5 protein-coding genes and 1 pseudogene are annotated in these 7,900 nt (G+C 70.8%); 5 read left to right on the forward strand and 1 reads right to left on the reverse strand.

Going from position 1 to position 7,900, the window contains the following annotated elements; translation table 11 throughout:
* Positions 1-45 precede the first annotated feature (45 nt).
* The 5 genes from FVS66_RS05480 to FVS66_RS05505 all read left to right on the forward strand — a co-directional run bounded on the left by FVS66_RS05480 (position 46) and on the right by FVS66_RS05505 (position 7,090).
* Positions 46-891: a hypothetical protein gene (locus FVS66_RS05480; RefSeq protein WP_149179852.1), complete on the forward strand. Its 846-nt coding sequence runs from the start codon at positions 46-48 to the stop codon at positions 889-891.
* Entirely contained in the window at positions 881-2,260 is a 1,380-nt protein-coding gene (locus FVS66_RS05485) for a hypothetical protein (protein ID WP_187645398.1), read from the forward strand. The genes FVS66_RS05480 and FVS66_RS05485 overlap by 11 nt, the downstream gene beginning before the upstream one ends.
* Positions 2,257-3,816 (forward strand): SCO6880 family protein, encoded by a 1,560-nt coding sequence (locus FVS66_RS05490; RefSeq protein WP_149179853.1) that lies wholly within the window; start codon positions 2,257-2,259, stop codon positions 3,814-3,816. The genes FVS66_RS05485 and FVS66_RS05490 overlap by 4 nt, the downstream gene beginning before the upstream one ends.
* 179 nt (positions 3,817-3,995) lie before the next feature.
* A complete protein-coding gene (locus FVS66_RS05500) occupies positions 3,996-5,405 on the forward strand; it encodes an ATP-binding protein (RefSeq protein ID WP_149179858.1) in 1,410 nt (469 codons plus the stop codon).
* 17 nt (positions 5,406-5,422) lie between these two features.
* Positions 5,423-7,090, forward strand: a complete 1,668-nt coding sequence (locus FVS66_RS05505) for a type IV secretory system conjugative DNA transfer family protein (RefSeq protein WP_149179855.1) — start codon at positions 5,423-5,425, stop codon at positions 7,088-7,090.
* Positions 7,091-7,158: 68 nt separating this feature from the next.
* Here the strand turns inward: FVS66_RS05505 and FVS66_RS05510 are convergent.
* Positions 7,159-7,723 (reverse strand): annotated as a pseudogene (locus FVS66_RS05510) (GNAT family N-acetyltransferase).
* Positions 7,724-7,900: the final 177 nt, after the last annotated feature.

Genomic DNA, 7,900 nt, shown 5'->3' on the forward strand with positions numbered 1-7,900 from the left:
GCGGACAGCAGCACGGCAGCCGTCGTACGAGGAGGCGTACCCGTCATGAGCTTCGGCGACGAGTACGAGGGCGGGGGCGACGGCCGGGGCCGCGGCGGTACGGGCCAGACCCGCACCCGCCTCCCCGACAACGACCCCGCCGACCCGTACGGCGGCCCCGCCCGCCGCCCGGCGCGCACGTCCCGCTCGCTGGTCACCGTCGTCGGCGTCGTCGTCCTGCTGATCGCCGCCATCGCCTTCGCGAACCGCAGCGGCAGCGGCGACGGCGACGACCCCGCGACGGGCGCCCGCGGCGGCGGCGCCGCGCCCACGGCGGCATCCGGCGTGAAGCCCGTGACCGGCAAGAACGGCACGATCCCGGCCGGCTTCCCCCAGGACGAGCAGGGCGCGCAGAGCGCGGCGGCGAACCACGCGGTGGCGCTCGGGTCCGCCGAGATGTTCGACAAGGCCAAGCGGGACGCGATCCTGGCGGCTGTCATCGCTCCGGCGCGTTTGAAGCACTTCGGCGGAACGCTCGACAAGGCGTACTCGCCGTCGTTCTTCCAGAACGTCGGGCTGAACCCCGACGGGTCCACTCCCACCGGCTTCACCTTCGTCTCACGCACCGCCCCTATCGGCACCAAGGTCACGAGCATGACAGGCACCCAGGCATCCGTCGAGGTGTGGTGCGCAGGGCTCATCGGCCTCGCTGGCGAGGGGTCGACCAAGCCGGTCACCAACGGTTGGTTCACGATCACGATGGAGCTGGCGTGGGTTGACAGCGACTGGAAGATCGTCGACCACTCCCAGAAGGATGGTCCCGCACCGGTCGGCGCTGACACGCGTGCCTCCAGCGCCGAAGAGATCGCCGACGCCGTGAACGGGTACGGAGGATTCACCTATGCCCGCTGACACCCGGCGCCGCGCCGCCACCGTCGGCACGCTGCTGCTGGCAGTGCAGACGTCAGCCGTCCTACTGGCCGGCCGAGCTGTCGCCGAGCCCACGCCGGCGCCCTCACCCGGCAACAGCAACAATCCGTGCGACCTCATCCACGGACCCTCCAGGGACTACTGCGAGAGCGACGGCGGCACCCCCCGCACCCGCCCCCTGGAACCCGGCGACACCCTCGACCCCCTCTCCTCCCTCGCCCGCGGCTGCGCCGACGCCGCCGCATGGACCGTCGACAAGCTCAGCGACGCCGTCGACAGCACCGCCGCCGTCGACTTCACGAACCCCAAGTTCCTCCAGCAGTACGCCGTCGTCTTCGCCGCGTCCACCATCCTGACCCTGGTCCTCTGGCTCCTCGCCGTGACCAAACGAGCCATCAGGGGCGTGCCCCTCAGCACCGCCATCTCCGAAGCCGTCGGGTTCCTCTGGCTCACCGTCCTCGCCTCAGCCTTCACCCCGCTGATCCTCCACACCGTCGTCTCCGCGACCGACGGCGTCACCGAGGTCATCGCGTCCGGCACGGGCGGCCAGACCGACGTGTTCTTCGGGTCGTTCGCCGCCGCCCTGAAGAAGGGCGACGACATCGGCGGCGGACCGATCATGCTGATCGTCGTCGCGCTCGTCTCGATCCTCGCCGCCGGCATCCTCTGGCTGGAACTCGTCATCCGTGCCGCGCTCCTCTACGTCGGCGCGCTCCTCGGGACCGTCGTGTACGCGGGACTCGTCGACAAGAACATGTGGGGCCACGTCCGCCGCTGGGCCGGCATCATGATCGCGATCATCCTCGTCAAACCGGTCATCGTGATCGTCCTCGGCCTCGCCGGGGCACTGTCCTCCGGCGACGGCCCGGACGCGTTCTCCGCCGTCGTCTCCGGCCTCGCCATCATCCTGCTGGCCATCTTCGCGTCCGCCGCGATCTACCGCTTCGTCCCCGGCTTCGGCGACGAGATCGCCACCGCCCGTACGAACCGCAAGCAGGCCACCGACGGCTCGCAGGCCGCCGCCGTCATCTCCTCCCCCGCCGCCCTCGTCTCCCAGGGCATCAAGGCCCACAGCAGCCGCAGCCACCAGAAGAACACCAACACCCCCGCCGGAGCCAACGCCGTCGCAGGCGGCGTCGCCGCCCACAGCGCCCGCACCGGCGGCGGCTCCCCATCCGGGGGCGGGGGTGGCGGGGCCGCCGGCGGCGGAACTGTCCCCTCCGCCGCACCCCCGCCCCGCAGCGCCCCGACAGCCACCAGCACCCCGCACACCAGCCGTAGCAGCAACACCGGAAGCGGCGGCAACAACAGCAACACCGGCAACAACACCTCAGGAGGTGGAGGGCGGTGACGACCCAGTCCCATCCGATCACGCCCCGCCGCAGTTACCTCATCGGCCGCGCCCGCCCCAACGCGGTCATCGGCAAGAACCGCGAGACCGGCGAAATCGCCCTCATCATCGCCGGCGCGTTCCTCGGCATGATGTGCGGCCTCCTCGTCCCCGTACTCCCCCTCCGCATCAGCCTCCTCACCGGCTTCCCGATGCTCGCCCTCACCGCCGTCTACATCCCTTACCGCGGCCGCACCTTCTACCGCTGGTACGAGATCAACCGCAGCTACAAACGCGTCCTCCGCCAGGGCACCACCTACCGCTCCACCGTCATGGAAGCCGGCACCCGCATCGACGGCCGCGAAGTCGAGGTCGGCCCCCCGCCCGGCATCGGCCGCATCAACTGGCTCGCCGCCCCCTTCGGCCCCGACGAGATCGCCGTACTCCTCCACGCCGACCGCCGCACCGTCACCGCCGCCATCGAGATCGAGGGCCCCGGCGTCGGACTGCGCGACAGCGAGGACCAGGAAGCCCTGGTGGACCGTTTCGGCACCCTCCTCAAGCACGTCGCCAACGGGGACGGCTTCGTCACCCGCCTCCAGATGCTCGCCCGCACCCTCCCCGCCGACCCCGACGCCCACGCCAAGGACGTCGCACAGCGCGGCGACCCGAACGCCCCCCGCTGGCTCCTCGACTCCTACGACCAGCTGCTGTCCATGGTGTCCACCTCCAGCGAGCAGCACCGCGCGTACCTCGTCGCCTGCATGCACTACACCCGCGAACTCGCCGCCGAAGCCCACGCCATCGCCCGCGCCGCCCGGCACGCCACCGGTGCCAAGCGACAGAAGCTCGACAAGGACGCTGGCCTCGCCGTCGTCATGGCTCGCGAGCTCACCGACATCTGCGCCCGCCTCGCCGAGGCCGACATCCGCGTACGCCAGCCCCTCGGCCAGTCCCGCCTCGCGTCCCTCGTCCACTCCATGTACGACCCGGACCACCCCATCGACCACATCCAGGCCATGACGAAACGAAACGCTTGGCCCGCCGAACTCGACGCCGTCGATCCGAACTGCCTCCAGGCCAAGACCCGCGAGTCCGCCACCCGCGCCCCCTGGTGCCACGCCACCGCCTGGGTCAAGGAGTGGCCCATGACCCCCGTCGGCGTCAACTTCCTCGCCCCGCTGCTCGTCCACACCCCCGACGTCATCCGTACCGTCGCCGTCACCATGGACCTCGAACCCACCGAGATCGCCATCGAGCGGATGCTCACCGAGAAGACCAACGACGAGGCCGAGGCCAGCCGCGCCGCCAAGATGAACCGCACCGTCGACCCCCGCGACCTCGCCGCCCACGGACGGCTCGACCAGCGGGGTGAAGATCTCGCCAGCGGCGCGGCAGGCGTCAACCTCGTCGGGTACATCACTGTGTCGTCCCGCTCGCCCGAGGCCCTGGCCCGCGACAAGCGGACGATCAGGGCGTCGGCCGGCAAGTCGTACCTGAAGCTGGAGTGGTGCGACCGCGAGCACCACCGGGCCTTCGTGAACACACTGCCGTTCGCGACCGGCATCCGCCGCTAGGCACACAGGAACCACAAGGCACCACCAGAGCACAGCAAGGCAGGGCAAGGCACCAGAGGCAAAAGGCACGGCACGGCACGGCACGGCACGGCAAAGCACCGCAAGGCAAGGCAAGGCACCGAAGAGAGGACCGAGCGGCGACATGGACGAGACGACGATAGGACGATAGGGGCCTGATGATGCGCGATCCGCTGTCCGTCCTCACCGATGCCTTCACCTCCTTCCTCTTCGGGAAGGTGGAGACGACCCGCCTGCCCGTACGCACCTCCACCGGCCAGGCTCAGGCCGTCTACCTGCCCACCGCCGCGCCCGGCCTCGGCGACTCCGGCGTGATCATCGGCCGCGAGGTGTACAGCGGCAAGGGCTACATCTACGACCCGTTCCAGCTGTACGGGCAGCAGCTCCCCGCCCCACACTGGCTCGTCCTCGGCGAGTCCGGCAACGGCAAGTCGGCGCTGGAGAAGACGTACGTCCTGCGCCAGCTCCGATTCCGCGACCGTCAGGTCGTCGTCCTCGACGCCCAGGGCGAGGACGGCGTCGGCGAGTGGAACCTCATCGCGGAGGAGCTGGGAATAACTCCCATCCGCCTCGACCCCCGGGCCGCCCTCGACGACGGAATCCGCCTCAACCCCCTCGACCCGTCGATCACCACGACGGGCCAGCTGGCGCTGCTCCGCACCATCATCGAGGTCGCCATGGGCCACGGCCTCGACGAGCGCTCCGGCTTCGCCCTGAAGGTCGCCCACGCATACGTCAACGAGACCATCACCGACCGCCAGCCCGTCCTCACCGACATCGTCGAACAACTCCGCCACCCCGAGCCCGAGTCGGCGGAGGCCATGAACGTCGACATAGACGACGTACGGGCCTGGGGCCTGGACGTCGCTCTCGTCCTCGACCGGCTCGTCGACGGCGACCTGCGCGGCATGTTCGACGGCCCGACGACCGTCGGCATCGACCTCGACGCGCCGCTCACCGTCTTCGACCTGTCCCACATCGACCGCAACTCCATCGCCATGCCCATCCTCATGGCGATCGTCGGCGTATGGCTGGAGCACACCTGGATCCGCCCCGACCGGAAGAAGCGCATCTTCCTCGTCGAGGAGGCCTGGCACATCATCAACAGCCCCTTCGTCGCACAACTGTTCCAGCGACTCCTGAAGTTCGGCCGCCGCCTCGGCCTGTCCTTCGTCGCCGTCGTCCACCACCTCAGCGACGTCGTCGACGGCGCGGCGGCACGAGAAGCCGCGGCCATCCTGAAGATGGCCTCGACGAGGACCATCTACGCCCAGAAGGCGGACGAGGCACGGGCCACGGGCCGGGTACTCGGCCTGCCACGCTGGGCGGTGGAAATCATCCCCACCCTCACCCCAGGCATCGCCGTCTGGGACGTCAACGGCAACGTCCAGGTCGTCAAACACCTGATCACGGAGGCGGAACGGCCGCTCGTCTACACCGACCGCGCCATGACCGAGTCCTCCCCGCCCGAGCTCCCCGACGACCTCCAGGCCGCCGAATGGGAGGCGGAGCAGCGCGCGGCGCTCATCGAGCAGCACATGAACGGATCACCCGAGTCAACGGTGGCATGACACGGAGCGTAGGACGCATGGAGCGTAAGGCCGAGGAACGAGGCATCCCGGACGGCCTGCTGGTCGGCCTCCTGGGTTTCCTGCTGGGCGTGACCCTGCTGGCGTGGACGGCGACCGGCCTCGCAGGCCTGCTCACACGCGGCGGCTGGCCGGAGGGCGTCACCTTCACCCAGACGCCGCTCGCCCTGCGCTCCCTGGTGACCGACCCCCACGACCTCGCCACCGCCTGGCCGACTACCCCGGCCGAGCAGCTGCCGGGGTACGGCGTGTTCTGGGGCCTGTTGATCGGCGAGCTGATGGTGCTGATCGTGCTCACCGTCTTCGTCCTGGGCACGGTGGCCCGCTGGCGCGCCGTACGAGCAAGAGCCCGGACCGAACGACAGGAGCAAGCGGCGGTGCGGACGAAGTCCGGGGGCCGCGCGCGGGAGGAGCAACAGCCCAAGCGCAAGCCCGAGCGCGAGCCGGACGCCCGTACGACAGAGCCGGCCCCCGTGCGGGCACCACGGGCGCACCCCCACCCACAGGTGCACGCCACGGCCCAGGAACACGCCCCTGCGCCCGACTCGGCCCCGGCGCAGGCACCCGCCCAAGAACACACCGGAGAACACACCCAAGTCCACGCCCAGCCCCTGGCCCAGGAACCCACCCCCGGGCAGGCCCCCGGGCCTGCCCCCGCCCCTCCCCCTCCTCCCGCGCCGCCCACCCGGGGGACTCCCACCGCCCTCCCCGCCGCAACCGTCCCTTCCCCCCGCACTCCCCGTCTCCTATACGGCGACAGCGCCACCCGCCGCCCCAGCGCCCTGCAGGCCATCCAGGACGCCGAAGGCCCGGCGCTCGTCGTCACGTCCGACCCCACGGTGTGGGCCGACACCAAGAACGCACGCGCGAAAATCGGCCCCGTCCTCCTCTACGACCCCGGCCACCTCTGCGACACCCCGGCCCGCCTCCACTGGTCACCCACCGACGGCTGCGAGGACACCGCCACGGCCGCCGGCCGCGCCGCCGCGCTCCTCGCCCCGGTACGCCCCCGGGCCCGCATGGACGCCGCGGTCGCCGACACGGCCGAAACCCTCCTCCGCTGCTGGCTCCACGCCGCCGCCGTCGACGGCAGAGCCTTCAAGCAGGTGCACCGCTGGGCCCAGAACAACGGCACCGCCCACGAGCCCGTACGCATCCTTCGCACCCATCCCAAGGCCACCAACAGCCACGCCGGCCTTCTCGAGTCCGCGCTCACCGCCTACCCGGAACGCCGCGAGATGGCCCAGGAACTGACCGTCCGTGCGCTGAGCGCCCTCACCTCCGTCCATATCCGCGAGGCATGCACCCCGAATCGAACTGACTCCCTCACCTTGGAATCATTCATCCACGAGGGGGGCACCCTCTATGTGGTGGGCGAAGCCATCGAGGACCCCCGGGCAGCCCCCGGGGCGATGCCCCTCCTCACCGCCCTCGCCTCGCACGTGGTCGAGCACGGCCGCCGCATGGCCGCACGGTCATCCGACGGTCGGCTCGACCCACCAATGAGCCTCGTCCTCGACGACGTCGCCGCGGTCGCCCCGCTGCCCAGGCTCCCCGAACTCCTCGCCACTGGCCACGACCAGGGCCTCCCGACGCTGGTCCTGCTCCGCTCCCAGGAACAGGCCCGCGCCCGCTGGCCGGAGCCCCTCGCCGTAACGTCGCCATAAGCCCGCAACACCGTACGGGCGACGGCTGCCGCGCACTCTGCCACCGCACCTGACGCGTCCCTACGTCCCTATGCGCCCTCACCCGGCCGCCACACCTCGTACTCCAGCTCGACCGCATCCGGGTCCCCCTCCATCGGAATGGCGCGGCCACTGGGCACGAACCCCACCCTCCGGTAGAAGGCCGAAGCGCGAGAGTTCCGCTCGTGCACATAGAGACGCACGCGCCGCACGACCGGCTCCCGCAGCGCCCACGACCACGCGACGGCCGCCCGGAACAGTTCCTCCGCCACACCAACTGCCCCGCGCCTCGGGCCGTACGTACACGGAGACGACATGCGTCTGGTCCACCACCCCGGGTTCTCCGAGCGGCACGTCGGCACCCCTCCGCTCCACAAGCACGGTCACCGTCCCGGTCCACCCGCCGCCCGGCGCGACGGCCACGAACTGGTGAACGTCCCGGCCCTCCGCCGCGCGCGCCGCCCGGTCCTGCCAGTACGAGTCCGGCCGGGCGACGGCCACCTCGTACGTCTCGAGGAACGCGAGCGGCGCGATCGGGTCCCGCAGCGCGGCCAGCCGTATCTCCCGGACCTCACGCCACTCGTCGGCCCGCACGGGCCGTATCAGTTGCTCCATGCCCGGATCCTCGCCAAGTCCCTGCACAACCGACAAGCGGATATCCGTATGGGACACCCCGCTGTATGACACGCGCCTGGTGAAGCCGGCGCGATCCGGCCCTGAACGCAAAAATGCCTCAGCCCCGAGAATTCGCATTCTCAGGGCTGAGGCTCAAAAATAGTTCGGCGGTGTCCT

This window comes from Streptomyces sp. TRM49041 (genome assembly GCF_008271805.1).
Lineage (GTDB): Bacteria > Actinomycetota > Actinomycetes > Streptomycetales > Streptomycetaceae > Streptomyces.